This window comes from Oceanospirillum multiglobuliferum, from assembly GCF_900167095.1.
Taxonomy (GTDB): Bacteria; Pseudomonadota; Gammaproteobacteria; order Pseudomonadales; family Halomonadaceae; genus Oceanospirillum; species Oceanospirillum multiglobuliferum.
Genome location: NZ_FUXG01000021.1, coordinates 19,173 through 43,933, shown reverse-complemented (window position 1 = coordinate 43,933; position 24,761 = coordinate 19,173). Strand labels below are relative to the sequence as shown.

23 protein-coding genes are annotated in these 24,761 nt (G+C 45.6%); 12 read left to right on the top strand and 11 right to left on the bottom strand.

What is annotated here, in order from left to right:
* The first annotated feature begins 3 nt into the window (after positions 1-3).
* From B5D26_RS13080 to ypfH, 7 genes are all read left to right on the top strand, one after another.
* Positions 4-3,135, top strand: a complete 3,132-nt coding sequence (locus B5D26_RS13080; RefSeq protein ID WP_078746172.1) for a response regulator — start codon at positions 4-6, stop codon at positions 3,133-3,135.
* A 3-nt stretch (positions 3,136-3,138) separates the two neighbouring features.
* Positions 3,139-4,641 carry a SpoIIE family protein phosphatase gene (locus tag B5D26_RS13075; protein WP_078746171.1) on the top strand — a complete coding sequence of 501 codons (1,503 nt, stop codon included), beginning with the start codon at positions 3,139-3,141 and terminating at the stop codon, positions 4,639-4,641.
* A gap of 40 nt (positions 4,642-4,681) precedes the next feature.
* Positions 4,682-6,247 (top strand): sigma-54-dependent transcriptional regulator, encoded by a 1,566-nt coding sequence (locus B5D26_RS13070; RefSeq protein ID WP_078746170.1) that lies wholly within the window; start codon positions 4,682-4,684, stop codon positions 6,245-6,247.
* A gap of 130 nt (positions 6,248-6,377) precedes the next feature.
* Positions 6,378-6,965: a Tll0287-like domain-containing protein gene (locus B5D26_RS13065; RefSeq protein ID WP_078746169.1), complete on the top strand. Its 588-nt coding sequence runs from the start codon at positions 6,378-6,380 to the stop codon at positions 6,963-6,965.
* 159 nt (positions 6,966-7,124) lie between these two features.
* On the top strand, positions 7,125-7,592 hold the full coding sequence (locus tag B5D26_RS13060; protein WP_428838714.1) for a lipocalin family protein: 468 nt from the start codon (positions 7,125-7,127) through the stop codon (positions 7,590-7,592).
* A 47-nt stretch (positions 7,593-7,639) separates the two neighbouring features.
* Positions 7,640-7,855 (top strand): TIGR02450 family Trp-rich protein, encoded by a 216-nt coding sequence (locus B5D26_RS13055; RefSeq protein ID WP_078746167.1) that lies wholly within the window; start codon positions 7,640-7,642, stop codon positions 7,853-7,855.
* A gap of 115 nt (positions 7,856-7,970) precedes the next feature.
* A complete protein-coding gene (ypfH, locus tag B5D26_RS13050) occupies positions 7,971-8,621 on the top strand; it encodes an esterase (protein WP_078746166.1) in 651 nt (216 codons plus the stop codon).
* 113 nt (positions 8,622-8,734) lie between these two features.
* On the opposite strand, the gene B5D26_RS13045 is transcribed toward ypfH, so the two are convergent.
* The 8 genes from B5D26_RS13045 to B5D26_RS13010 all read right to left on the bottom strand — a co-directional run bounded on the left by B5D26_RS13045 (position 8,735) and on the right by B5D26_RS13010 (position 16,313).
* Positions 8,735-9,385 carry a VF530 family protein gene (locus B5D26_RS13045; protein ID WP_078746165.1) on the bottom strand — a complete coding sequence of 217 codons (651 nt, stop codon included), beginning with the start codon at positions 9,383-9,385 and terminating at the stop codon, positions 8,735-8,737.
* 179 nt (positions 9,386-9,564) lie between these two features.
* Positions 9,565-10,941 carry an ATP-binding cassette domain-containing protein gene (locus B5D26_RS16740; protein WP_200810681.1) on the bottom strand — a complete coding sequence of 459 codons (1,377 nt, stop codon included), beginning with the start codon at positions 10,939-10,941 and terminating at the stop codon, positions 9,565-9,567.
* A 21-nt stretch (positions 10,942-10,962) separates the two neighbouring features.
* Entirely contained in the window at positions 10,963-11,718 is a 756-nt protein-coding gene (locus B5D26_RS13035; protein WP_078746164.1) for an ABC transporter ATP-binding protein, read from the bottom strand.
* Positions 11,715-12,665 carry a branched-chain amino acid ABC transporter permease gene (locus tag B5D26_RS13030; protein WP_078746163.1) on the bottom strand — a complete coding sequence of 317 codons (951 nt, stop codon included), beginning with the start codon at positions 12,663-12,665 and terminating at the stop codon, positions 11,715-11,717. The genes B5D26_RS13035 and B5D26_RS13030 overlap by 4 nt, the downstream gene beginning before the upstream one ends.
* Entirely contained in the window at positions 12,665-13,540 is an 876-nt protein-coding gene (locus tag B5D26_RS13025) for a branched-chain amino acid ABC transporter permease (RefSeq protein WP_078746162.1), read from the bottom strand. Before B5D26_RS13025 ends, B5D26_RS13030 begins: the two co-directional genes overlap by 1 nt.
* Before the next feature lie 97 nt (positions 13,541-13,637).
* Positions 13,638-14,789, bottom strand: a complete 1,152-nt coding sequence (locus B5D26_RS13020; protein ID WP_078746161.1) for an ABC transporter substrate-binding protein — start codon at positions 14,787-14,789, stop codon at positions 13,638-13,640.
* 317 nt (positions 14,790-15,106) lie between these two features.
* The gene (locus B5D26_RS13015; protein ID WP_200810680.1) at positions 15,107-15,511 is read right to left on the bottom strand and encodes a hypothetical protein; all 405 of its coding nucleotides are present in this window, start codon (positions 15,509-15,511) and stop codon (positions 15,107-15,109) included.
* A gap of 22 nt (positions 15,512-15,533) precedes the next feature.
* Positions 15,534-16,313 carry a Phenylacetic acid catabolic protein gene (locus tag B5D26_RS13010; protein ID WP_078746160.1) on the bottom strand — a complete coding sequence of 260 codons (780 nt, stop codon included), beginning with the start codon at positions 16,311-16,313 and terminating at the stop codon, positions 15,534-15,536.
* A 335-nt stretch (positions 16,314-16,648) separates the two neighbouring features.
* Here B5D26_RS13010 and paaX point away from each other — a divergent pair, with 335 nt between their 5' ends.
* The 4 genes from paaX to B5D26_RS12990 all read left to right on the top strand — a co-directional run bounded on the left by paaX (position 16,649) and on the right by B5D26_RS12990 (position 20,656).
* Positions 16,649-17,569: a phenylacetic acid degradation operon negative regulatory protein PaaX gene (gene paaX, locus B5D26_RS13005; protein WP_078746159.1), complete on the top strand. Its 921-nt coding sequence runs from the start codon at positions 16,649-16,651 to the stop codon at positions 17,567-17,569.
* A 26-nt stretch (positions 17,570-17,595) separates the two neighbouring features.
* Entirely contained in the window at positions 17,596-18,885 is a 1,290-nt protein-coding gene (locus B5D26_RS13000; protein ID WP_200810679.1) for an FAD-dependent oxidoreductase, read from the top strand.
* A 123-nt stretch (positions 18,886-19,008) separates the two neighbouring features.
* On the top strand, positions 19,009-19,563 hold the full coding sequence (locus B5D26_RS12995; protein WP_078746157.1) for a DUF2889 domain-containing protein: 555 nt from the start codon (positions 19,009-19,011) through the stop codon (positions 19,561-19,563).
* Positions 19,564-19,615: 52 nt separating this feature from the next.
* Positions 19,616-20,656 (top strand): hypothetical protein, encoded by a 1,041-nt coding sequence (locus B5D26_RS12990; RefSeq protein ID WP_078746156.1) that lies wholly within the window; start codon positions 19,616-19,618, stop codon positions 20,654-20,656.
* A 107-nt stretch (positions 20,657-20,763) separates the two neighbouring features.
* Here the strand turns inward: B5D26_RS12990 and B5D26_RS12985 are convergent, their stop codons facing one another.
* Entirely contained in the window at positions 20,764-21,201 is a 438-nt protein-coding gene (locus B5D26_RS12985) for an acyl-CoA thioesterase (RefSeq protein ID WP_078746155.1), read from the bottom strand.
* Positions 21,202-21,344: 143 nt separating this feature from the next.
* Here B5D26_RS12985 and B5D26_RS12980 point away from each other — a divergent pair, with 143 nt between their 5' ends.
* Entirely contained in the window at positions 21,345-22,271 is a 927-nt protein-coding gene (locus B5D26_RS12980; protein ID WP_078746154.1) for a LysR family transcriptional regulator, read from the top strand.
* Between the two features lie 24 nt (positions 22,272-22,295).
* On the opposite strand, the gene ansA is transcribed toward B5D26_RS12980, so the two are convergent.
* Positions 22,296-23,306, bottom strand: coding sequence for an asparaginase (gene ansA, locus B5D26_RS12975; RefSeq protein WP_078746153.1), 1,011 nt, complete (start codon positions 23,304-23,306; stop codon positions 22,296-22,298).
* Between the two features lie 2 nt (positions 23,307-23,308).
* Positions 23,309-24,721 carry an aspartate ammonia-lyase gene (locus B5D26_RS12970; protein WP_078746152.1) on the bottom strand — a complete coding sequence of 471 codons (1,413 nt, stop codon included), beginning with the start codon at positions 24,719-24,721 and terminating at the stop codon, positions 23,309-23,311.
* Positions 24,722-24,761: the final 40 nt, after the last annotated feature.

Genomic DNA, 24,761 nt, shown 5'->3' with positions numbered 1-24,761 from the left:
ATTATGAGTTTTAGAATTCGCTTGTTAATCAGCTTAATACTGATTGAGTGCGCCATAGGCGGCACACTTTACTATCTGCACAGCCAAACTTTAGCTCAGAACACCAAAAACAGTATTCAAGCTCAATATCAAAGCCATTATCAATTCATTGATAGCCTGATTAAATCTCATAGCCAACAAGGTGGCTTAACAGCCCCTATGCAGCGCTTAGAGCTGGCGCTGACTCAACTGACACAAGGGCAGGGTGATATCGCTTATATTCGCGTTAGAGACCAGCAGCAAAGTAGCCCAATAGAAACGGATAAACCTAAGCTTTTATTAGAAGCAAGAGCCAGCTATTTCAACGGCAACTTCAAGCCCGACACCTATTTAAGTCTAGAGAAACCCTATTATTGCACCACCTCTGATCTGAGTATTGGCAGTCATCGCTATCAAGTGGATATTGCCCTTAACCTGCGTCCTACCGTTAAAGCATTACGCCAGCTAGAGCAGCAACACCTTTATACAACCTTAGGTTTGCTTGCTGGTGTAGCGCTATTAGGTTTGGGGCTATTTCGTGATTATGGCAAAGGTATACAGGCGCTTAGGCAAGCGGTCAGTGCCGTTGAATCTGGTCAGCTTGGCTATAAGATTAAAAGTGAACACTTAGGCGAACTGACACCTACCGCAGAAGCCTTTAATCGTATGTCTAAGCGTTTAAGCCTAATATCAGATGAGCAAAATGCGCTTTACCACGACCTGTTGCAAAAAGACCGCCGCTTAGAGCTGATATTAAACAGCACCGATGAGGGTATTTTAGGCTTAAACGCGCAACAAGAGGTATTTGTTGCCAACTTAGCCGCACTACAACTCCTAGGCCTTGAGACCGCAACGGATATTCAAATAGATGCCCTACTACCGCCTGCGGCTAAAACAGCATTGGCACAACTTTACCGTCACCAAGTGCCTTTTCATTTAGAAGACAGCTGTATATTCACACCAAACCAGCGCTTTATCCCTGTAGAGATTAGAGGTTCTCAAACGGGTTCTGAGCAAGAGCCGTTTACGATTATCTCTCTACGCAATTTATCTTTAGAAAAGCGTATTCAGCGAGAGGTTGAGCAGCAAAATGCTCTAAAAGCCGCGTTAATGGATGCCAGTATTAACGCGATTTTACTAATGGACAACGAGGGCAATACCATTAGTTTTAATCTGAGTATGTTTAACCTGCTTAACCGAATTAAACCCGAGCAAGAATCACTGGATCTATTTGACCTGCTACATATCGCAAGAGTCGATCATGAAAGCCGTATAGAAACCCTTGAGCGCCACAGCCTAATCAATAGCCATTTGCACCAACAACAACTGATAACGCCAGAGGGTGAGGTTTTACATATCGAATTTAATATTCAAGCCTTTGATGCCAATGGGCAGCTCTACTACACCTTAGTGGTTAGTGACATCACCCAAAGAATACAAGATCAACAACGCCTAGAGGCGGCTATTGAGGCGGCCGACAGCGCCAACATTGCCAAATCGCAATTTTTAGCCGCCATGAGCCATGAAATTAGAACCCCTTTAAATGGCATTCATGGCTCAATCTCTTTATTGAAAAATGCACCATTAAGCACTCAACAACTAGAGTTGGTTCAAGCCGCAGAGTTGAGCAGTGATGTACTGATGCAGTTGATCAACGACATTTTAGACTTCGCAAAAATCGAAGCCGGAAAAATGACGCTTGAAAGTAATGAAATCAGCTTAGCTAATATTATCGACGAAGCTCTAGTGATTATTGGCCCTAAAGCTCAACAGTTGTCATTACCTATTAAGGTGAGTATTGACCCCTCTATCAACCGTTGTGTGTTAGCTGATGCTGGGCGCATTCGACAAATCTGCTTAAACCTGCTCAGTAATGCAGTGAAGTTCACCCCTAAAGGTCATATTCATGTTGAGTTGGAAAAACTACCACAAAGTAATGACCAACTACTCTACGTCCGTCTTGCCGTTACCGACACAGGTGTAGGAATTTCTGCCAACAAACAGGCTCTACTCTTTAACGAATTCACTCAAGCCAATCAGAGTGATTCTAGGCGCTTTGGTGGTTCAGGCTTAGGTTTGGTTATCAGTCAGCGACTTGCAAAACTCATGGGGGGATACATTGTTTTTAGCAGTATAGAAGGAAAAGGCAGCCAATTTTGCGTGTATCTTAAGTGCCCCAAAACCGATACAACCGTTACCAACTACAGCCCTACTGTACTGTCCCAATCAGAACAGCCGCTGAACGAGCAATATCGCGTGCTACTGGTTGAAGACAGTATCACCAATCAACTGATTGCCACTCGTATGCTGGAGGCTCTGAACCAACAGATTGAAGTGGCTAATAACGGTGTTGAGGCGCTGCAAACATTAAAAGAACGACCTTTTGACCTGATTTTAATGGATCTGCAAATGCCAGAAATGAACGGTTACGAGGCGACTCAACTGATCAGGGCACAAGTCAAATACCAGCACATCCCTATTATCGCCATGACGGCTAACGTGGTTACTTCAGACAAAGAACGCTGCTTTGAGGTGGGTATGAACGACTTCTTACCTAAACCCGTGAACTTATCAGAGCTGAGGCGCTTACTGCTGCGATGGTTGCCCCATAACGACAAGACTTATAACCACAAAGCTAAGCCCGAGTTATCGCTCACAGATGAAACATCTGAAGCAGAGGGTAGCGCTGTAGACCCTGCCACTGAGACAAAAGACACTCAGACAAGAGACACTATGGCCGATATAGACGCGCTCTCTATTTCAGTAATCAAGCAAATGGAGCAAGACATTGGTTTAGACCGCTGCACACAGATGATCGGTATTGTTTTGAAGGAGCTAGATCATCGCATGCAACTTGTGCTGCAACACCAGCAAGCTCAAGAAATTAGCGCAATTGGAGAGCAGGCTCACACCATCAAAAGCACCAGTGCTAGCTTTGGCTTACTACAAGTTGCCGAGTTAGCCCGACAGCTAGAGCATGACTGCCGCTATGAACAAGGGCAGCAGCACCAAAAGCTGATTACACAATTACAAACTCTGTTACCTGCATCAGTGGCGTTACTTAAAGCGTATCAAAACCAATCAGAAGATAAGCAGGGTTCAACTATTGAGGGTTAAGTAATGGAACGACAGTATCAGCTGCACTTTGAATACAGCCCACAGTTGCCACGAAAAGCACGCCATGCACTGGCGGCGGTATTATTACACAGCTCACTCCAGCTAGAGCAGCGCAACACCATACTATTAGCGGTGACAGAGCTCACGGCCAATCTCTTACGCCACAGTACCGTCAAACCAACTCAAATCAATTTAGAATGCCGTTGGAGCCATCAACACTACAGTCTTACTCTAGCTGACAATGGCTCAGCCTTTACGCCCCAACACTGCACAGCACTTGACCAGTTATTAGAAGAAGAGCCGAATTGCAGCGGTTACGGCTTGGCTCTACTACAAGAGCAGTTTGACCAAGTGGATTACATTCCCGCCACTCATGCACAGTCGTTCAATCGGTGGTGCTTGCAGCTTAAATTAGAGCAACAGTTTGATGCCAAGCTGATCTTGTTGGTAGATGATGATCTGATTCAACTCAATATGATCGCCATGTATCTAGAGCCTCATCAAGTACAAAGTTTCACCTCTGCACGAGAGGCTGAAATTTGGCTCAAAACCCATCAACCTGATTTAATCATTTCAGATATACGCATGCCCGAGATCGACGGCTTAAGTTTTCGTCACCAAATCTCACACTATTCACACTTACAGATGACCCCTTTTATATTCTTAACAGGAGATGATGATGCGGGCCTAGCCGAGTCTGTTGTTCATAAAGACATTGATGACTTTCTTCTCAAGCCTGTGCAGCGCGAGCAGATCAACCAAGTGATTACGCGAGTGATACAGCGCTCACAACGTTTACTGCAACACACCTTTGCACTGATCGACCGCGACCTAAAACAACATCTACGCCCTAGCTTACCCGCACAAGTCAGCCGCTATCAGGTGGCCAGCTTGTCATATAGCGCCCAGATTGGTGGCGGAGATTATTGGTTATGCCCCCCTAGTGATCAGTTACAGCTTTATCTAGGAGATGTGATGGGACATGATATTGCAGCTTGTTTTATGGCTGGACGCCAACAAGGCTTCTTGCAAGGCTTACAACATCAAGCCTGTAACCTGCCACCAACAGAACAGCTGACCCAGCTTTCTCAATGGCTTGATCAATCTCAGCCTGAACTACTGACCACGCTGCAAATACTGATAGCGCAAGATGACCAGCTCGTACTCTTCAACGCAGGTGCTTTACCGCCTTGGCATATCAGCCAAAATCAAATCGCATCACTACCTTGCACAGGTGCACTGTTAGGGTTGAACACTGAGCCTGAATATCAAGGCTTTACTTTTCATTTGAAGAAGGGCGAGCGCTTAATGCTGTTCTCTGACGGCTTATTGGAGATCTCCAACCAAACCGAACAACAAGTTTTACATCTCCAACAACTACAGCAATTAATTTGTGAACAACAAGACCAGCCGCTAACACAGCTACAACATGCACTAGACCAGTGGATTAGTCAGCATCAAATCAATGATGATATCAGTGTGATTTTATTGGAGAAAATAGCCTAGAATATCTAGTAATTGAGCCACACCAATAAGGAATAGGGCAATGGATCAACAGGCACTGTCAATATTGATTGTTGAAGATAGCCCATCGCTATCTGGGTTATATCAAAGCTATTTAGAGAAAGAAGCTTATAAAATTACCGTCGCTGAAACTGGGCAACAAGCATTAGCCCTGCTAAGCCAACAGCTTTTTGACGGCTTACTTTTAGACCTGCAACTCCCCGATCTCAACGGCATTGAAATTTTAAAGCGCCTACATGAACAACAGTACCCCGCAGCGACGGTTATCATGACCGCCCACGGCTCTGTGGCCACGGCGGTAGAAACTATGCATTACGGCGCAGTGGACTATTTAGAAAAGCCTTTTGATTCCAGCCGCCTTATCGTCACCATCAAAAACGCATTGAAAAGTAAGCTATTAGAGAAACAGTTACAAAATTTTCAAGACAGTTTCGAGCGCAAACGTTTTGCTGGTTTTGTTGGTGGCGCACTGCCTATGCAAAGGGTTTACAGCATTATTGAAAGTGCAGCACCTAGTAAGGCAACCGTATTTATCACGGGTGAAAGCGGTACAGGTAAAGAAGTATGTGCCGAAGCCATTCATCAGCTAAGCCCCCGTAATAAAGGGGCTTTTGTTGCACTTAACTGTGGCGCGATTCCAAAGGATTTAATGGAGAGCGAGATTTTTGGCCACATCAAGGGGGCATTTACTGGCGCAGTAAGCCCACGTCAAGGTGCTGCGGAGCGTTCAGATGGGGGCACCCTATTTTTAGATGAAATCTGCGAAATGGATCTTGAGTTGCAGGTTAAGCTACTACGTTTCATTCAAACAGGCACCTTTCAAAAGGTAGGCAGCAGCCAAACACAAAAAGTAGATGTGCGCTTTGTATGTGCCACTAATCGTGAGCCACTAAAAGAGGTTGAGGCAGGGCGCTTTAGGGAAGACCTTTATTACCGCCTACACGTTATTCCCATTCAACTTCCAGCACTGCGAGAACGTGGTAGCGATATTATGATTTTGGCGCGACACTTTCTGAAACTGTACAGCAAAGAGGAAGGTAAGAAATTCAAACAGTTTGATCCAGAAGCTGAGGTGATTCTCAGTAGCTTTAACTGGCCGGGCAACATTCGCCAACTACAGAATGTGATTCGGAATATCATCGTGTTGAATGATGGCGAGCAAGTCAGTGCCGACATGCTACCGCCACCTTTGAATAATTTAACCGCCAATATAGAGCAACGTATCAGCCAGTTTGCAACGCCACAATTTACCCAAAAAGCACTGGATGAAAACATCGACTTGAATGCTGAAAGCCCAATAGCGCCAACTGAACAGCCTTTCCAACCAATACAACCTATCCCGAATGATACAACAAACCCGCTGGCTGAAAGTGCAGAAAGCTTAGAGCAAACAGAACAGCCCACCAGCCCTTTACTGGCCAGCAGTTCAGAACAAATTAGGCCATTATGGCAGGTTGAAAAAGAGGTGATAGAGCACGCCATCCATCTATGTGATGACAATATTCCTAAAGCTGCGGCGTTATTAGAGATCAGTCCCTCAACGATCTATCGCAAAAAACAGACTTGGGACAGTCTGCTAGTTGAATAAAATTGACTAAGGTAAAGCTTTGTACCGCTATCGCTAGAGTCGCACAATAATTTAAGGCATTGCTAATTTTGCATACGCTCAATAATATAAGTACTTTCTAATACCTTGATAGGATAATTCGGTAATACTTATGAATAAGCGTTTAATTAAAGCTATTGTGACAAGCCTCTCTTTAGGTGTATCTGGCGTATCTCTGGCCGAATCTACTCCAGCAGAGGTTAGTGCATTACAAGCTGAAGCTAAAAGTGTCATTCAGACACTCGCAAGCAGCCTTGGCAAAGAGCTGAAAACCACCGCTCAACGTGACGGTTTACCTGCGACAATTGAAGTTTGCAACACCAAAGCAATACCTATCACTGATGATGTATCGGGTATGAAGGGTTGGACAATTGGGCGTACTAGCTTAAAGTTGCGTAACCCTAACAATGCGCCAGATGCTTGGGAGCGTAAAGTTTTAGAACAGTTTGCACTACAAGCGGACCAAGGCGCAGATCTAACCAAGCTTGCTTATTCAGAAGTAATCACAGCGACAAATGGCCAAAAAAGCTTACGTATGATGAAGGCTATTCCTGTAGCACAACAATGTTTAGCTTGTCATGGTAGTGAGCTAAATCCCGCAGTAAATGCCAAGCTCAATAGCCTTTACCCTCATGATAATGCCACAGGTTTTAAGGTAGGCGACTTAAGAGGTGCGTTTAGCCTAGAGAAAAAACTGTAGCCCAAACAGATTTATCCGCTCCAATCGCGACAAGTTTACGTATAGCTAGGTTAAACTGATCTCAAAACATTCAGAAATCAAAAGGCTGTGCTTATGAAAAACTTGTCGCTTAAAGCTGGGCTTTTATTATCTATAGTCCTTTTGGCAAGCTGCACAGGCATGCCCAAACAAGTCACTCCCGTTGACCAGTTTGAATTACAACGCTATCTAGGGACTTGGTACGAAATCGCCCGCTTAGACCACTCATTTGAGCGAGGTCTAACGCAAGTAAGCGCAGAGTACAGTTTACGTAGTGATGGCGGAGTAAAGGTGATCAATCGTGGTTACTCTGAGGAGAAAGGCGCTTGGCAACAAGCCGAAGGCAAAGCTTATTTTGTTGAGTCATCTGACCAAGGTTATTTGAAGGTATCTTTCTTTGGCCCATTCTATGGTGCTTATGTGGTATTTGAATTAGACAAAGCGCACTATCAATATGCCTTCATTTCTGGGCCAAATCACAACTATCTTTGGCTACTTTCTCGCACGCCAACTTTAAGCACAGATATCCGCGAACGCTTTATCCAAGCGGCAAAAGCACGGGGGTTTAATACCAACGAGTTAATCTTTGTTGATCAAGCCAACCAATAACCGGACGGCTGTAGCCTACCAATGCTACAGCTCGCAGAGAGGTTGTAATGAATTCAATTAATCCTAAGAAACTGCATCACAGTAAGTGGACAGCAGTTAAACCAATCAATAAAGAAAAGCACTTTTTGATCACAGATGTCGAGTTTGATGAAGAGGGGCGCGTTATCGCCTGCGAGATAGAGGCCATACTGTCACACCGTACTACACAGATTCAGTGGCAAAGCTTAAAAGATGAAACCTTATGGCAACAAGGCTGGCATTAGCCAAACTGAAATTGGCGCATTGTTGCACTTTGTTCAACGCTCAATTTATTTCTGAGCAGTTTATTTAAATGCTTTTCTCACTTACAGTGCGACCTCCTTTGTTCCGGAGACCACCATGAGCCATAGCATTGTTATTCAACAGCCGGTATTCCCTCAGCATTTGATACTGCTTTTTCATGGTGTTGGGGCAACACCCCGTAGTTTATTACCGCTAGGGCAATGGCTTGCAGAGTCAATGACACAGTCTATGATTGTATCCGTTGCAGCACCTTACGCCTTTCATTTAGGCCATGGTTTTCAATGGTTCTCTATACAAGGCGTTACCGAAGACAATCGCTTAAGCCGTATTCAGCACGCCATGCCCGCCTTTGTTAACTGTGTTAGAAATTGGCAGTCAAACGCTAAGCTTGGCGCAGAAAACACCAGTATTATCGGCTTTTCCCAAGGTGCAATAATGGCGCTATCTTCTACACAGTTAGAACCACAGCCATTGGCGCATCACATCATCTCATTAGCAGGACGTTTTGCAGAGCAACCTCTGGTCAAGCCCGCCAATACCTCCGTACATTTTCTGCACGGATCAGCAGATCAAGTCATTACCCTAAATCACTCTCAGCAAGGTGAGGCTTGGCTGAAAGCTTTGGGCGTAACGACAAGTTTAGAGGTTTTTGAAGGCTTAGAGCACAACGTCAGTCAAGAGATGGTAGAGGCCGTAACAAAGATACTAGAGAGAAGTATTGCACCGAACGAGAGTATAAGCGCATAACAAGTAGGCTGGATAAGCGACAAGCACAATATGACAATATAGCCCTTCGTTGGCGTTATACTGCTAAAAGACGCATCGCTTCTCCAACCTACGGATAGACTTGATCTAACCTGCTATTTTTTCCCCTGCGTCCAAGGGTTCACGCTGCCTTCGTTGGATTTCTGCTCTGTTTGCGGTTCACGGGGGCTTGAGTTGCTAACCCTGCTATTCCAAATATTACCGCTTGTAGATTGCGCTGTTGTTGACTCTCTGCGGGTATGCTCAGGGCGGTTTGCTGAACTGCGCTCTTGCTGCCAAACATCATTTTTTTGTACACTATGGTTCGACTTTCCACCACTGCGAGCTGTGCCAAAGCGTTTGCCGGAATCAGGACGGCGGCTTGAGTTTTGTTTACGCTCGGCGGCTTTCTTCTCTCGCTTTTCACGTAGGCGCTCAGCATCTTCTAGGCTTAATGCCGCAGGTTCTTTAGGCTTTTGATCTGAAGGTACAATGCGGTCTCTCGGTGGTAACGCAAACTGGTCGGCTGAGGCTCTAGGTAGATTTTTGAATTGGTACAGGTAGAAGGCTTCTACTTTTTCCCGTGCCCAATCGGTTTTTTTCAAGAACTTAACGCTGGACTCAATGCTCGGTTTGGTTTTAAAGCAGTTGATATTCAGGTAGGCATGCAAAATTGTAAAACCGTAGTGATCCACCATTTCAGTTAACAAGGTTTTTAAACTAACCCCATGTAGCGGGTTGTTTTTGTAGTTAATCTCGTCAGTCATGGCAATGTCCACTAAAGTAGCTAAACAGGCATTATACCTGTCAGTATGGCGACAAAATACAGTGCTTTTGTTAGATGAACAAAAAAAGCCCTACCGAAGCAGGGCTAAAACAGGCACATCGACTAACCCCTAGAACCTATTATTCCAATCAGGCTCTAGGTGCAGTACTCCCAAAAAAACTACATCCCTAAATAAGCGGCTTTCACTTTATCATCATTCAAGAGCACTTTTCCGGGGCCACTGAGCACAACATGGCCCGTTTCAAGCACATAGCCACGGTCAGCCAATGACAGGGCTTGAGCAGCATTTTGCTCCACTAAGAAAATAGTCATGCCCTCTTTTTTCAAGCGCTTTACAACATTGAAAATCTCTTCGATCAACAGTGGTGCAAGCCCCATGCTAGGTTCATCTAAAAGCAGAAGTTTAGGACGAACCATTAAGGCGCGTGCCATCGCTAACATTTGCTGTTGGCCACCTGATAATGTACCCGCAGCCTGTTTGCATTTCTGACGCAGGATAGGGAATAGGTCGTACATTTTTTCCATATCTGCGGCAATCTCCGCACTGTCTTTACGACTGTAGGCACCAAGGCGGATGTTGTCTTCAACACTCATAGGCCCAAACACTTGCCGACCTTCAGGCACTTGTGAGATACCCGCAAAAACGCGCTTGTCGGCAGAGACAACAGCAAGGTCTTGGCCGTTGAAGTTGATACTACCGCCACTCATAGGCTGAATGCCGCTAATGGTACGTAGCAAGGTACTCTTACCTGCTCCATTAGCGCCCACCAAAGCGACCAGCTCTCCTTCTTTAATCTCTATCGAGATGCCATGCAGTGCTTGAATTCGCCCGTAATGGCTGGTGAGATCTTTAATCTCTAACAGAGTTTTCGGGGCGCTGTTGTCACTGGCAATACTGGCAAAAGGCTGCTGTAGATGTGCGTGAGCAATACCTAGCCCGCCCATTCCTGTGGGGGTCATTGAGACAATTCGGCTACGCAATACGCTAAACTCTTCGCGAACATTGCTACCAAACAGAGGATCATTCATCTGATCCTTTGAATTCACAATGGCTTCCCAGTCACTGTCTAGCAAGTGCTGGCGAGCAAGAGGCACCACAATACCCTCTTCACGCTTGATGTGTTTACGTAGCGCAAAGGTGAATTTACTCAGTTGCTTGCTAAGCTCATCTCGGCCTTGCGGGTAGTGGCGAGCACAATCATTCAAAAGCAATCTCAATTGAGGGATACGATCAGCACCCACAACATGATCTTGAATCTGCTTGTCGATCAGGCCTTTGGCATCCGGGTGGCGCTGCACCAACAGGCTATAGAGCAAAACGTCTTCACCTGAACGGTGAATGCGCTGCGAGAACTTTTCTAGGTAATCTAGAATCGTGCCAATCAACACTTCATCCGGTGCTTCATCGTGCAGGTTCATCTGCGTTTGCAGCTGCTCTAGAATATCCAGCACCCGCCAGACACCCCCGTGCTCTGCAATGATGACTCGGATTGCGCCATTCATCAGCGAGCGGTTTTCAACTGTTTCAGTTGTCACAACACTTTCCTCCGAGTCAGGTTAAGCACCAAGATAGGCCGCAATTACAGCAGGATTGTTACGGATCTCTTCTGGCGTACCCTCCGCCAGTTTTTTACCGTAATCCAACACCAACAAGTAATCGGAGATGTTCATCACCAGCTTCATGTCGTGCTCAACCAGCATGACGGTGACACCCGAGTCTGCGACCTTCTGAATCAATTCATCCACCTCTGCCGTTTCAGTGCCGTTCAAACCTGCGGCAGGTTCGTCTAGCAATAAGATTTCAGGTTCAGCGGCTAACGCACGGGCAATCTCTAAACGTTTGAGCGCACCGTAAGACATCGCATCTGCATTGGTTTTGATGTACTGACCTGTGCCGACAAACTCCATTAATTCAATGGCTTTTTCTCGACAGGCTTTGTCTTGCTTGGTAATACTGGGTAGACGAAGCATTGCGGCAATAGGGTTATGACTCATGTGCAGGTGACGACCCACCATCACGTTTTCCACTGCCGACATGTTCATACAGATCTGCAAGTTCTGAAAAGTGCGGCTCATGCCGCGTTTTGCCAAGTAGTGTGGACTTTTACCCGATACACTTTCACCGTTAAAACTTACCGCACCTTGAGTTGGGGTATAGACCCCTGTCAGCAAGTTAAATAGTGTGGTTTTACCCGCCCCATTGGGGCCTATCACCGAATGGATTGTGCCTTTTTTGATCTCAAAAGAGAGGTCTTCAATGGCGTGTACGCCACCAAAGGTTTTTGTCAGGCCTGATACTTTTAATAAACTCATGCCTCACCTCGACGAAATTTAGTCAGTAGAGTAGGGACAAGTCCTTTTGGCATAAAAATCATGGTCAGCATCAAGATCAAGCCAAAAATCACCATTTCCCAATCTTCTAATCCAGTGAGCATTTGTGGTAGCAGCGTCAAGATAACAGCACCTGTTATGGCACCAAATACAGACGCCATACCACCTAAAACCACCATGGTGATCAATTCGATTGAGTGGTGAAAACCTGCAATATCGGGGGTCACAAAGCCAGAATAATGTGCGCTTAAGCTGCCCATTAAAGAGGCAAACATGGCTGACATCACAAAAATTAAGGTCTTAAAGTAAGTGGTATCAACACCTGCTACTTGCGCGGCTACCTCTGAACCATGCACAGCACGCATCGCACGTCCTACCGGAGAGTCGATCAGATTCAACGACAGCCAAACACTGGCGATTAAAACCACACAAAACACCCAGTACCATTGCGCTTCACCTTGAGGTGAAAGGCCAAAAATGGTCAGTGGCTCTACGGATAAACCATCAGGGCCGCCTGTTAACCAATCTTCAGTTGTGATCACAATAGCGATAATAATGCCCAAGCCTAAAGTCGCCATTGCAAGGTAATGGCCTTTAAGACGTAAAATAGGCCCAGAGACCACTAACGCCAGCACACCTACAGCTAAAGACGCAACCAGCATGGCTGTAATTGGCGACCAACCAAAGTCCCAGCCTGTTAAAATCGCACTGGAGTAAGCACCCACACCAAAAAAGCCCGCATGACCCAGACTAATCTGGCCTGCGTAACCCACCAATAGATTTAAGCTGATCGCTACGGTTGCACTAATGGCTACGTGAATGGCAACGTCATAGTGGAAGGTATTTTGAAAGAACAGCGGTAAAATCAACACGGCCAATATCAGCGCTAATAAACCACCAGTTCTAGGGGAGTTGAGTTTTTCAAACATTACACACGCTCCGTTCCGCGGCTACCAAACAAACCGCTCGGCATGAAGAACAGGATGAAAAGAATAATCACAAAAGGTACGGCATCTTTGTAATCTGATGAGATGTAACCTGCGGCCATCGCTTCCGCGATACCTAAAATCAAACCACCCACAATAGCGCCAACACCGCTGCCTAAACCACCAAGCACTGCTGCTACAAAGCCTTTTAGACCCAGCATAATGCCCACTTCATAACTGGTGGTGGTAATAGGTGCCACAATGATCCCTGCCACGGCACCCAGCAAAGCCGACAAGCCAAAGGCAAACAACAAGATCATGTTGGTGTTAATACCCACTAACTTAGCGGCATCGGCATTGTGAGAGGTGGCTAAAATCGCTTTACCAATAATGGTTTTGGTAAAAAACCAAGACACTGCGGCTACAATTACCAAGGTAACGCCTAGCACCCACAGGTTTTGCGGCACAATAGTCGCGCCAGCGATATTGATCGGCTCGTTACCAGAGAACGCTGGCAACGCATGGAATGATTTACCCCAAAATACTTGAGCCAAACCACGCAGTAAAATGGAAGCACCGATTGTAATAATAATGATGGTGACCACATCCGCATTTTTTGCCGGAGCAACCGCGAACTTCTGTAATAACATGCCTGTTACTACAGCGAGTGCGACGGCTAATAAAATCGCCACTGGCATCGGCATTCCCATCGCTAAGAAGCTGACCGTAGCCATACTTCCAATCATGATGAATTCGCCTTGGGCAAAGTTAATCACATGGCTGGCGTTATAAATAATGGCGAAACCTAAGCCTACCAATGCATAGGTAGCACCAATAGTGACGCCAGAAAACAGGTATTGCAGAAATTCTACTGACATAACCTATCACTTACTTTTGATGAACGTAGAGAGACCGAGCAGGGGTATTGTTACGCCCCTGCTCTTTTTTATAGATATGAAAACTTCGAGCTTTGGCTTACTTAACTAATGTCCAGTCGCCGTTACGAATTTCCAAAATTTTGAACGCAGACAGATCAAGACCTAAGTGGTCTTCTGCAGACATATTCACGACGCCACCTGTACCCACATAGTTTTTAGTAGATTCGATAGCAGCACGCACTTTTTCTTTGTCTGTTGATCCTGCTTTTTTGATGGCATTCACAGCCAGCATCAAACCGTCATACGCGTGCCCACCAAAGGTTGAAACCTCTGAGTTGTACTTCTGCTCGTATTCGGTTTTGTATTTTACAACGACTGGTTTTTGCGCACTGCTATCCGGTAGCTGTTCTGCCAGTAATAGTGCTGCGGCTGGCAAGCGTACACCTTCAGATGCGTTACCTGCTAGCTCAATGAATTTCTTAGAGGCTACACCGTGTGATTGATACAACGGCAGATCAATACCCAGCTGTTTATAGTTTTTCGTCACAATGGCAGGACCTTGGCCAAAACCAAAGTTTAGGATCGCATCCACACCTGCTGTAGATTTAATTTTAGTCAGCTGTGCAGTCATATCAGTGTCTTTTGGACCATAGGTCTCATCCGCCACCAACTCTAGACCATATTTGCCAATTACTTGTGTTGCTTGAGCGCGACCTGAGCGACCAAAGCCACCCGTACCTGAAATTAGAGCCACTTTTTTGAAGCCACGAGATTTCATATCTTCAAAGATTTTTTCTGCGGCCATACGGTCTGTGTGTGGTGTTTTGAAAACCCACTTTTTCACTGGATCAACAATCGCAACAGCACCCGCAAGCGAGATAAAAGGTACTTTTGCACTTTCAACCAATGGAATAACAGCGAGTGTCGCACCAGAAGTACTACCACCAACGATTAGATCAACATTATCTGATTCGATAAGACGCTTCACAAAGGTACGGGCTTTTTGTGCATTACCTGCGGTGTCATAGTGAACAAGTTCAACTTGTTTACCAAGCAAACCGCCTTCTGCGTTGATTTTATCAACGTACATTTGCAAGGTTTTAAGTTCTGGGTCGCCAAGGAAAGAGGCTGGGCCGGTAACGGCTAGGAAGGAACCGATTTTGATCGTATCGGCAGCCTGCACACCACTGATTAGGGCCGCTGAAACTGCAAGGGCCATAGCACCTTTGATAGCTACTCGCTTAAGCATGTTTGTGTTCTCCAATTTATTGTATTGTTATTTTTTTGGACGCAGCATTTCGGATTTGAGTTGTACCGACCAACTTTTTATTACGTTTTTATTATATTTTTTTTAGATGTAATCGTTCTTGTTCTTTATCATCTAAAACTGTTTTATGACCAACCCTAACAACAGAGTCATTGAGTACACCACTGGGTACATGGCAACACAGGTTAAAACAGTTTTATCTTTATAACATGTTAACTAAAAACAACGAAAGGTGACTCTGTTAAACAAAGCCACCTTTTTATGATCAGACCTGAGTAGAAGCTAACCGGAAGAACCGATTAGTCTTCTTCCCAGTACTTACCATCCAGCAGCATTGCGATACGCTCTCGCGCTGCTCCGAAGTCGCCAACGCTATCCTCATACGCATCTCGTGCGATGGTGTAACGCTCAACGCCATCTGTATCGATGCCTTTGAACAGGTCCGCTTGCGCTTTACGACACTCTTCAAAAAAGCGATCAGCAATCAAACGACGGCGCATATACACTTTGGCAGCTTCTTTTAAGCTTAAGCTTAGGTCGTCAAATGACGGAATCTCAGGGTGTTTCTGGGTGGTAAAATCACCTTTCAACAGATCCCACATCGCCGACCAGTGCTCTTCTTCGCCACCAAAAGGCTCGTAGCCAAACTTCGCCAATACACTGGCCCCTTGTTCGACCAGTTGATCTGGAGATGGAATAATCATAAGTAAAACCTCGTGTTAACGATTAAGAGTTATAGCCAACACGCATATCATAGTTCGGCTCTACACCTTGTGGCAGTACAAAGCCGATATCTTTCAGACGGTCTTCTAGCAGTTCCAGATACTCTGCTTGCAGCTCTTCTGGCTTCTTAACTTTGATGCCGTACTCGTAGTACTTGTCGAACATCTCAGATTTGCCTGAACCTGTTGACGGACGACCATAGAAGCCCAGACCAATCTGCATAAACTTAGCAATACGCTCTTGCATGAATTCGCGAGTTTTCTCACCGCCGAACTCGATGCAACGCTTAGACGCCCACACACCAAATGCTAGGTGGCCATACTCTTCTTTATGAATACGTACGTTTACTTTCGCCCAAGGTAGGTAAGAACACTCACGATACTGACCTAGGAAAGCAACCGCCGCTGGCGTTACTACAGTAGAGAACAGGGCAACATCTTCCCAGCACTCAAAGAAAGTTGACCAGTTTTCTTTACGGAAACCGTTGATCACGTTCACTTTCTTCGGATCTGGATTGTCTGGATTAGAAGCCAGCTCATGTAGACGTGAATCCACGTCTACATCTAGATCACGCAATAGGTTCCAGATGTAGTAGCCATGACCCATCTCTTCCATCACTTTTTTGGACAGACGGTAAGCTTCTTCAGGGCGAGGAGCAAAGCGATGGTTTTCAGCAACACGTTGTGCACCTGCATATTCTGAATCAGCTTGGAACGTCATCAGATTAACCAGTAGCTCTTTATACTCAGGTGGCAGCACATCGCCTTTGTCGTACATTTTCATGTGGATTTCCTCTACTTTCTGTGTGTAACGCTTCAAGTTCTGTCGTAGTCGTTACACTCAAGCTATTTGTTATTTTATAAACCGACTGCACCATTCCATGCCGCACACAGCCCAAAGCGACACAAAACACAGCCAACGCACCTAAGATATTGTATCAAGCGATACCCTGTCAACACTCGATGTTAATTTTTTGTATCATTTGTAAATGTGACCAATAATTCACAGGGATAGAAATCACCCTACTGAAGCTTAACTCTTGCCTGTATCAGTGTCGCACCGTACAATTCGAAGCCATCTCAATACTCTTTATTATGTGTTACAAAAAAATCATAGCCATGCCAAATAATCGTACCGTTCAACAGCTTGTGAATGACTTTTGCCAACAGCGCCCCATTCGAGCGGGCTCCCTGATCATTACAGTTTATGGTGACGCTATCGCACCAAGAGGCGGTACAGTTTGGCTAGGCAGCTTGATCAACCTATTGGAACCTTTAGGTTTAAATCAGCGCTTGGTGCGCACTTCTGTTTTTCGTTTAGCCAAAGAAGAGTGGTTAAACGCAGAACAAATTGGTCGCAGAAGCTATTACAGCTTAACGGGCGCAGGTCGCCGTCGATTTGAAAAAGCATTCAAACGTGTTTATGCCCCAGTCATTCCTGACTGGGATGGTCGCTGGTGTATCGTGCTGACCAATCAAATTGAGGCCGAAACCAAGAAAAACGTAAAAGAAGAGTTAGGCTGGCTAGGCTTTGGTAATATCGCACCGGGTGTTTTAGCTCACCCAATGGCCGATATGACTGAGCTAAAAACCACATTGAAAGATTTAAACGCACTGGATGATGCCATCATTTTTGATACTTATAAGCAAGATTTGCTGAACGGCAAACCTTTACGCTTATTAGTACGTGATTGCTGGAACCTTGATCAACTCTCAGAAAGCTATAAGCTGTTTTTGAACAAGTTCCGCCCCGTTTGGAATGAGCTAAAAAGCGCAGACCAGCTAGATCCTGAAGATTGTTTTTTAGTACGTACCCTTTTGATCCATGAATACCGTCGTGTTTTATTACGCGACCCACAACTACCGGAAGAGCTACTGCCCAGCGACTGGGAAGGCACCTCAGCCCGCCTACTTTGTCGCAATCTCTACCGATTAGTCACAGAAAAAACCGAATTGCACCTATCCAGCAGCCTTGAAACTGCCGAAGGCCCTCTACCAGATGCGTCCGCAGCATTCTACAAGCGCTTCGGTGGCCTTTAATTTCTTTTAAGCTGGAGATGATAAAAATGACAACCAGTATCGCAATCGTTGGCAGCGGCCCATCTGGGTTCTACCTTGCAGATCTGTTATCCAAAAAGATTGAAAACAGCCAAGTGGATCTGATTGATCGACTACCTAGCATGTTTGGCTTGGTACGCGCAGGCGTTGCCCCTGACCACATTGGCACTAAGAATATCTCCCGCCAGTTTGAACGCACGTTGCAAAAAGACAATGTGCGTTTTCTGGGTAACGTTGAGATTGGCCGCGATGTCAGTTATGACGAGCTTAAGTCTATTTACGACATTGTAATCATCACCATTGGCGCGCTAGAAGATCGAGAGCTGGGCATCGAAGGCAGCGACCTTGATGCCGTTTATGGCTCAGGTCGTTTTGTGGCATGGTATAACGGCCATCCTGATCACCGTGATCTCAACCCGAAGCTAGATGGCAAATCTATCGCCATTATCGGCAACGGTAACGTATCTTTGGACATCGCCCGTATTTTGGCTAAAACACCAGAAGAGATGGTCGGCTCAGATATCAGCCAGCACGCCCAAGATGCCATTGCAGCATCTACCGTTGAAGATATTTACCTGATTGGTCGTCGTGGCCCAATTGAGGCCAGCTTTACCCCGCCAGAACTGGGCGAATTTGCAGAGATGACACGCTGTGTACCACTGGTACAGAACATTGAAGTACCAGCAGAAGTGGGCGAAGGTTATGACCCTCGCGATGCCAAAGCGCGCCAACGCAACCTAGAGATTCTACAGGAGTATGCGGCCAATACCCCTGAGCAAAAACCAGTACGTTTGCACTTTTTATTTTGGCATAGCCCAAAGGCCATTACAGGAAACAATGGTCGCATCAGCAATTTGATACTTGAAAACAGTGCTGGCGAAAGCGTTAATCTACCCGTTGACACCCTATTTTCTGCCATTGGCTACCGCAGCAAAGCCATTCCCGGTATGCCGTTTGATGAACAGCGCGGTATTGTTGCCAATGACAACGGCTTTGTTGAGTCAGGTGTCTATACCTCAGGATGGTGCAAACGTGGCCCTAACGGTGTGATTCCTGCAAACCGTGCAGACTCAATGGATGTGGCCAAGCGCATTATTGCTGACTTAGAAGCAACACCTATTGTTGAACATAAAGCAGGCAGCCACGCAATGGATCAACTGCTAAATGAGCGCAACATACGTGTGGTGAACAACGAGGACTGGCAGAGAATCAGCCAAGCAGAGGTTGACCGTGCGCCTGAGGGAAAACCAAGGGAAAAGTTCACTTCAATCGCTGAAATGCTTGCCGTTTTAGGATAAGCTCCAGCTTGAGCACCTTATCTAGCTACCAAAAAGCCGACAAATAGTCGGCTTTTTTATCGGCTCATCCATAACAATATACTCAACCTAATACATGACCTTAATTTGTTTCGGTAATTGATTATGCCTTTATCAGATGGCCAAACACGGCAGTTAGTACACACTCGCACAGTAACTTGCCGTGCCTACGCCCGTAACGATGGCCTTTGGGATATTGAAGGCCATATGACCGACATCAAAACCAAAGCTATAGACAACGAAGATCGTGGTGGTGTAATTGCCGCAGGCGAGCCTGTACATGAGATGTGGCTAAGAATCAGTATTGATGTGGATCTATTGATCCATGATGCAGAAGCCTGCACAGACTATGCACCTTTTAATATCTGTGCTGATATCACCCCTGCTTATAAAAAACTGATTGGTTTAAAAATTGGCGCAGGATGGAATAAGGAGATCAAAGCACGCCTTGGTAATCAATACGGCTGCACCCATCATACAGAGCTACTAGGGCCTATGGCGACGACGGCATATCAGGCGCTGTACTCAGAACTGAAGAAAAAAGAAGAAGCCAGTGGTAGCAAGCCTGCCATTATGAACACTTGTCACTCGTTGGCAGAGCACTCCTCTGTGGCAAAGAGGTTATGGCCTGATTTTGCAACTACTGAGTCTAAGTCATAAACCAATAGTTTAAAAACAAGAAACCATAAGCATAATCAATAGGGGTCGGAACATGACACAAAACTGCATTATTGCCGCTGATCGAATATTAGACCAGCAGGGCGACCTCAGTGCCTCTGAGCAAATACTGGCTCAAGCTGCACAGCTTAATCTGCGCATTAGAACATTAGAAATTGACCCGCTGCGCACCGACTGGAACAGTCCAGTACAAGATAACCACTATCGCAGTGGTTGTGCGCCTATAGAAGCTTTAGCCGTGGCCAATCGCCTGCTCAACGAGTCTGATGCCGATATTGTGGTCATTCATGGGCGTGATTACTTACGCTCTGAATACAGTAAAGCCGACCGTCATCAATTGATGAATGTATATGGTGACGCAGGCAGCTTGCCAGAAGGCTATACCGCCCTTGCCAAACAGTTTTGCCAGCTGCACAACTTGAGCCTTGATGACTTTATTGAGCTGCGCGATGCGCTATTTAACAACCTCTCCAGAACCGCAGCAGAACTTGATTTACCACTACCAGACCAGCGCTGGTATTCACTGCTCACAGAGCTATTCCGTGGTGTCGATTGCGCAAATCCATTAGTCGATTTCGAAGGTTGTCTTGTGCTCTGTACCCCTGCAACATTGCCGCAACTCAGCCCCGCAATTAAGCCCATCAGAATACAAGGCATAGGTATAGGACTTGCTGATGCAGATGGCCCAGAACAGGTTAAAAACTTGGCAACCTATCACGCGCTAGAAAAGGCGCTGCACTATGCAGAAGTGCAATCAGGTATCGAGATGGCTACCGCTATTGCGGCTCCCAATGTCAAACTAGACGCCTATACCTGCTACCCTGTTGTACCGCTTGCGTTACTGGTAAAGTCAGGAGCGGCAACAGACAAAGCTGCTTTATTAGCATTGCTATCCACCAAGCCTGTTACTCAAACAGGTGGGATGAACTTAGGTCGAGGTGCTTGGAACAATCCCGCCTTAAATGGCTTAATTTCAATGTGTCTCAGTTTGCAAGCAGGCGATAATCAGCTGGGTATTGTGCATGGCAACGGTGGCTTAGGTTATAAACAAGGCATTGCTGTTTTAAAGTCATAACTTGCTTTAAATAATGCAAAAAAATCCCGCCTGTCGGGTTTAAGGATCAGGCGGGCAATTGCCTTCAGGACTTAAAAATGTACTGCCTACGGGATTATCAGATAGGCTTACTCTAGGGTTTCTGGTTCCGGCAGACAAAGCTGACGAATAGTTTCTGGCAGCTTAACCACTTTGCGCTGAGTCATATCAAACCAGCCAAAAACGGCGCGGTGTCGTGCGGCCAATTCGCCTTTTGCGTTATAAAGATGATTGATGACACAAATTGATTTTTCAGAGCCTGTCGGTTCGCCTGCTTCTAGGGTTACACGCACCAACTCCCCCATAAACAACTCTCGAAAATACTCTGTTTCCTCTTTAAACAGCACAGGGCCTAACCCATGCTCTTTTAGCCATTTTTCGTTAATGCCAACTTGATGCATAAAGCCAACACGGGTATGGGCGCAAAAATCAGCGTAAGCACTGTGGCGCATGTGTTGGTTCGCATCACAGTCTGACCAACGAACCTCAATGGTTTTTTCGTAAAGTGCATCACTTACTTGAGCCATAAGTCTCTCTCACTTGGATTTGAATAGGACTATTGTTCTATTTTTTCAGCTATAAGTTAAATTCATTGTTTAAATGTTTGTGATTACATTTAATCATAATGATAAGCTCTCAAGCTGATCTTAAGCTGAAATAGGGGCAAAGTGTGGATATTCAAACGCTCAAGAAAATTGATTTGAATGCACTCGTCACGCTCAAAGTGCTGTTAGATGAAAGGCATGTGACACAAGCCGCAGAAAAACTGAATCTAACACAGTCTGCTGTGAGTCGTACTTTGGCCAAATTGCGCGAGATGTTTGATGACCCTATCTTGGTTAAATCGGGCAAACATTTGGCACTTACCACCAAAGCGGAACGGTTACAGCCGAAGTTAAATCAGTTGCTTGAAAGTGCATTGATCTTATTGATGCCCGATGCATTCAATCCATTGACTCACCAGGGGGCTATTCGTTTAGCGACTACAGATTATGGCTCGCATACGATATTGCCAAGGCTAGTTCCCTTGCTCAATGAAGCAGCACCTTATGTACGTTTATCGGCCGTTGACTGGCGATCAAACTTATTGACAGAGTTAGAAGATAACAAGGTCGACTTAATGATTGGCGGTGCATCTGACCAGCCTCCCGCGGATATTTTTCAACGCATTGTTGCACAAGACCATTATCTTGGACTGGTACGTAAACACCACCCTAACGCTAACGGGGTTAGCCTTGAGCAATACCTCGCACTAAACCATGTCATGGTCAGTCCTAACGGCTCAGGTTTAAGCGTTGTGGATGAGCTGCTTAAACAACAGGGCAAGACTAGAAATATTGGCGTACGCGTACCGCATTTTTTTGCAGCATTAGAGATTATCGCCTCCACCGACTTGATGATTTTATTGCCTAGTCATTTTATCCGGCGCTATGCAGACTCTGACAAGTTTGCAGTGATTGAAGCTCCGTTTTCAATTCCACCTATCGAAATATCCATGTTCTGGCATGCCCGTATGCACCATGATCATTTACACAAATGGTTCAGGCACTTTGTTTATGAAAATATCTATCAGCGCAGAGAAACCTTGAAACTTTAAACCAGAGTTTGAATATTAAGCAGCTTAACGACACTCTCCACAGAGAGCCGTTGGCATAAGCTCACTGATGTAATAGGGGCTGTATCCCGCGCTGATCAAGCAATGAAGCTTAGTGAAAGCCGCCTCCAAGGTTAAATCATGCCCAGAAATAACACCCATTTGGTTTAAGGTTTCTCCCGTAGCATAAGCGCCTTGATAAACACCACCTTGCAAACATTGACTGATATTGACAATAACAATGCCTCTCAAACTGGCTTGCGCCAATACTTGCATTAACGCTTGGTTACTGTCGGGTGGATTACCTGCACCGTAAGATTGCAAAATAAGCGCTTTCACATCACCACTGTTTAGAACGGCCTCAACCACCTGCGCTTGGATACCAGGGTACATCTGCACCATAGCAACAGCATCAGGATTAAAGTCAAAAAGATGGAAGGAAGGTGTGCTAGGTTTCAGCAACAGCTCTTTTTTCAAGGTGATATGAATACCGACTTCTGCCAACCAAGGATAGTTGGGAGAGTCAAAGGCATCAAAGCCAACACTTTTTAGCTTAGTACTGCGATTACCACGTAATAATCGACCATTAAAATAGATACAGACCTCAGAAATACTCTGCTGCCCAGCCAATATCAAACTCGTTATAAGATTATCTAAAGCATCGTTACGCAACTCTGACAAAGGGATTTGCGACCCCGTGACAATCACGGGCTTGTCTAGGTCCTTTAGCATAAAAGACAATGCAGACGCTGTGTAAGCCATAGTGTCAGTACCATGCAAGACAACAAAGCCGTCATACATTTCCCAATACTCAGTAATCACTGTCGCAATTGCAGTCCAATCGCGGGGATGTAGATTAGAGCTGTCGATCAACTGTTCAAACTCTAAAACACTATACATTGGCAGTTGATCAGAGCTTTGACACTGAAGCTGCTCTGCCAGCCGTGCCTCGAAGCCCTCTTTTGGCACATACCCCCGAGCAGAGCGGATCATACCGATAGTGCCACCAGTGTATAAAATAAGTATGTGCGCGCTCATGACTATTGTTTCGCAGTTGTTCTGAATTGAGGTGTTAGCATAGACTGTGGACTCAGCAACTGATCCAAAGTCTCTTCGCTTAATAATTGCTCAGACAAAATAAGTTCACGCACTGTGCTGCCTGTATGCAATGCTGCCTGAGCGATACGAGAGGCATTGGCATAGCCAATATGAGGCACTAGCGCCGTAATACTGCCAATACTAATATTCAACAGATCAGCACAACGGGCACGATCAGCCTCAATACCCTTGATACAGCGTTCCTCTAACATAGTGCAAGCTGAGCAAAGCATTCTCATAGAATTCAGCAAGTTATAAATAATCAATGGTTCCATCGCATTCAACTGTAGTTGACCAGCCTCTGCCGCTAAGGTAACCGCAAGATCATTGGCAATCACTTGAAAGGCAGTTTGGTTAACTGCTTCAGGAATCACCGGATTTACCTTGCCCGGCATAATTGAAGATCCCGGCTGCATTGGCGGTAATTTAATTTCACCAAAACCGGTTCTTGGACCACTGGATAGTAAGCGCAAGTCATTCGCAATTTTGCTAAGTTTGATCGCAAAGCGCTTCAATATGCCTGAGAAAAGAACAAACGCCCCCATATCAGAAGTGGCTTCAACCAAATTTGCGGCTGGCTTCATAGCCTTACCTGAAAAATCAGAAAGATAGCTAATCGCCAAAGCAGAGTATTCAGGATGGGTATTAATACCAGTACCAATAGCTGTACCACCAAGGTTAACCTCAGATAACAGCGCACAAGCTTCATGTAAGCGATCAATATCCTCACTGAGTGTCACCGCGAAGGCTTCAAACTCTTGGCCTAAAGTCATAGGTACTGCATCTTGCAGTTGGGTACGCCCCATTTTAACCACATCAGAAAATTCAACCCCTTTGACTGAAAGCGATGCAACTAAGCTTCGAATCGTGTCGATCAAAGGCTCTGCTGCAAATTGAATCGCCAAACAAGCTGCTGTTGGATAGGCATCATTGGTAGATTGCGAGCAGTTCACATCATCATTGGGATGAAGATAACGGTACTCACCTTTACCATGTCCAAGTTTTTCCAACGCAAGGTTAGCAATCACCTCATTGGCATTCATATTCGTTGATGTGCCAGCGCCACCTTGTATCAGGTCAACCACAAACTGATCTTGCAAATGCCCCTGACAAATGTCCTGACAAGCCTCGATAATAACATTGGCCTTGGCACTGCTGATTAAACCTAGCTGTTCATTGGCTTTGGCTGCCGCCATTTTGACCAGTGCCAATGCCTTTATCAGCTCTGGAAAGTGGCTGATAGGCACTCCTGTAATCGAAAAATTATCGACTGCGCGCTGAGTTTGTACGCCATACCAGGCATCCGCAGGAATATCCATATCACCCAATAAATCATGTTCAGTACGTACTGTCATTTTTAAACTCCATCAGGAAGTATTGGCAAGGGCGACGAAA

What these genes read in the sequence shown, in the direction of transcription:
- B5D26_RS13000 (WP_200810679.1), top strand. Translation starts at nt 17,596, where the DNA reads ATGACAACCAGTATCGCAATCGTTGGCAGCGGCCCATCTGGGTTCTAC.
- B5D26_RS13080 (WP_078746172.1), top strand. Translation starts at nt 4, where the DNA reads ATGAGTTTTAGAATTCGCTTGTTAATCAGCTTAATACTGATTGAGTGC.
- B5D26_RS13020 (WP_078746161.1), bottom strand. Translation starts at nt 14,789, where the DNA reads ATGCTTAAGCGAGTAGCTATCAAAGGTGCTATGGCCCTTGCAGTTTCA.
- B5D26_RS12990 (WP_078746156.1), top strand. Translation starts at nt 19,616, where the DNA reads ATGACACAAAACTGCATTATTGCCGCTGATCGAATATTAGACCAGCAG.
- B5D26_RS13055 (WP_078746167.1), top strand. Translation starts at nt 7,640, where the DNA reads ATGAATTCAATTAATCCTAAGAAACTGCATCACAGTAAGTGGACAGCA.
- B5D26_RS13045 (WP_078746165.1), bottom strand. Translation starts at nt 9,385, where the DNA reads ATGACTGACGAGATTAACTACAAAAACAACCCGCTACATGGGGTTAGT.
- B5D26_RS13075 (WP_078746171.1), top strand. Translation starts at nt 3,139, where the DNA reads ATGGAACGACAGTATCAGCTGCACTTTGAATACAGCCCACAGTTGCCA.
- B5D26_RS13070 (WP_078746170.1), top strand. Translation starts at nt 4,682, where the DNA reads ATGGATCAACAGGCACTGTCAATATTGATTGTTGAAGATAGCCCATCG.
- B5D26_RS13015 (WP_200810680.1), bottom strand. Translation starts at nt 15,511, where the DNA reads ATGATTATTCCATCTCCAGATCAACTGGTCGAACAAGGGGCCAGTGTA.
- B5D26_RS13065 (WP_078746169.1), top strand. Translation starts at nt 6,378, where the DNA reads ATGAATAAGCGTTTAATTAAAGCTATTGTGACAAGCCTCTCTTTAGGT.
- B5D26_RS13025 (WP_078746162.1), bottom strand. Translation starts at nt 13,540, where the DNA reads ATGTCAGTAGAATTTCTGCAATACCTGTTTTCTGGCGTCACTATTGGT.
- B5D26_RS13035 (WP_078746164.1), bottom strand. Translation starts at nt 11,718, where the DNA reads ATGAGTTTATTAAAAGTATCAGGCCTGACAAAAACCTTTGGTGGCGTA.
- B5D26_RS12970 (WP_078746152.1), bottom strand. Translation starts at nt 24,721, where the DNA reads ATGACAGTACGTACTGAACATGATTTATTGGGTGATATGGATATTCCT.
- B5D26_RS13060 (WP_428838714.1), top strand. Translation starts at nt 7,125, where the DNA reads ATGCCCAAACAAGTCACTCCCGTTGACCAGTTTGAATTACAACGCTAT.
- B5D26_RS13010 (WP_078746160.1), bottom strand. Translation starts at nt 16,313, where the DNA reads ATGAAAATGTACGACAAAGGCGATGTGCTGCCACCTGAGTATAAAGAG.
- B5D26_RS13030 (WP_078746163.1), bottom strand. Translation starts at nt 12,665, where the DNA reads ATGTTTGAAAAACTCAACTCCCCTAGAACTGGTGGTTTATTAGCGCTG.
- ansA (WP_078746153.1), bottom strand. Translation starts at nt 23,306, where the DNA reads ATGAGCGCGCACATACTTATTTTATACACTGGTGGCACTATCGGTATG.
- paaX (WP_078746159.1), top strand. Translation starts at nt 16,649, where the DNA reads ATGCCAAATAATCGTACCGTTCAACAGCTTGTGAATGACTTTTGCCAA.
- B5D26_RS12985 (WP_078746155.1), bottom strand. Translation starts at nt 21,201, where the DNA reads ATGGCTCAAGTAAGTGATGCACTTTACGAAAAAACCATTGAGGTTCGT.
- B5D26_RS12995 (WP_078746157.1), top strand. Translation starts at nt 19,009, where the DNA reads ATGCCTTTATCAGATGGCCAAACACGGCAGTTAGTACACACTCGCACA.
- ypfH (WP_078746166.1), top strand. Translation starts at nt 7,971, where the DNA reads ATGAGCCATAGCATTGTTATTCAACAGCCGGTATTCCCTCAGCATTTG.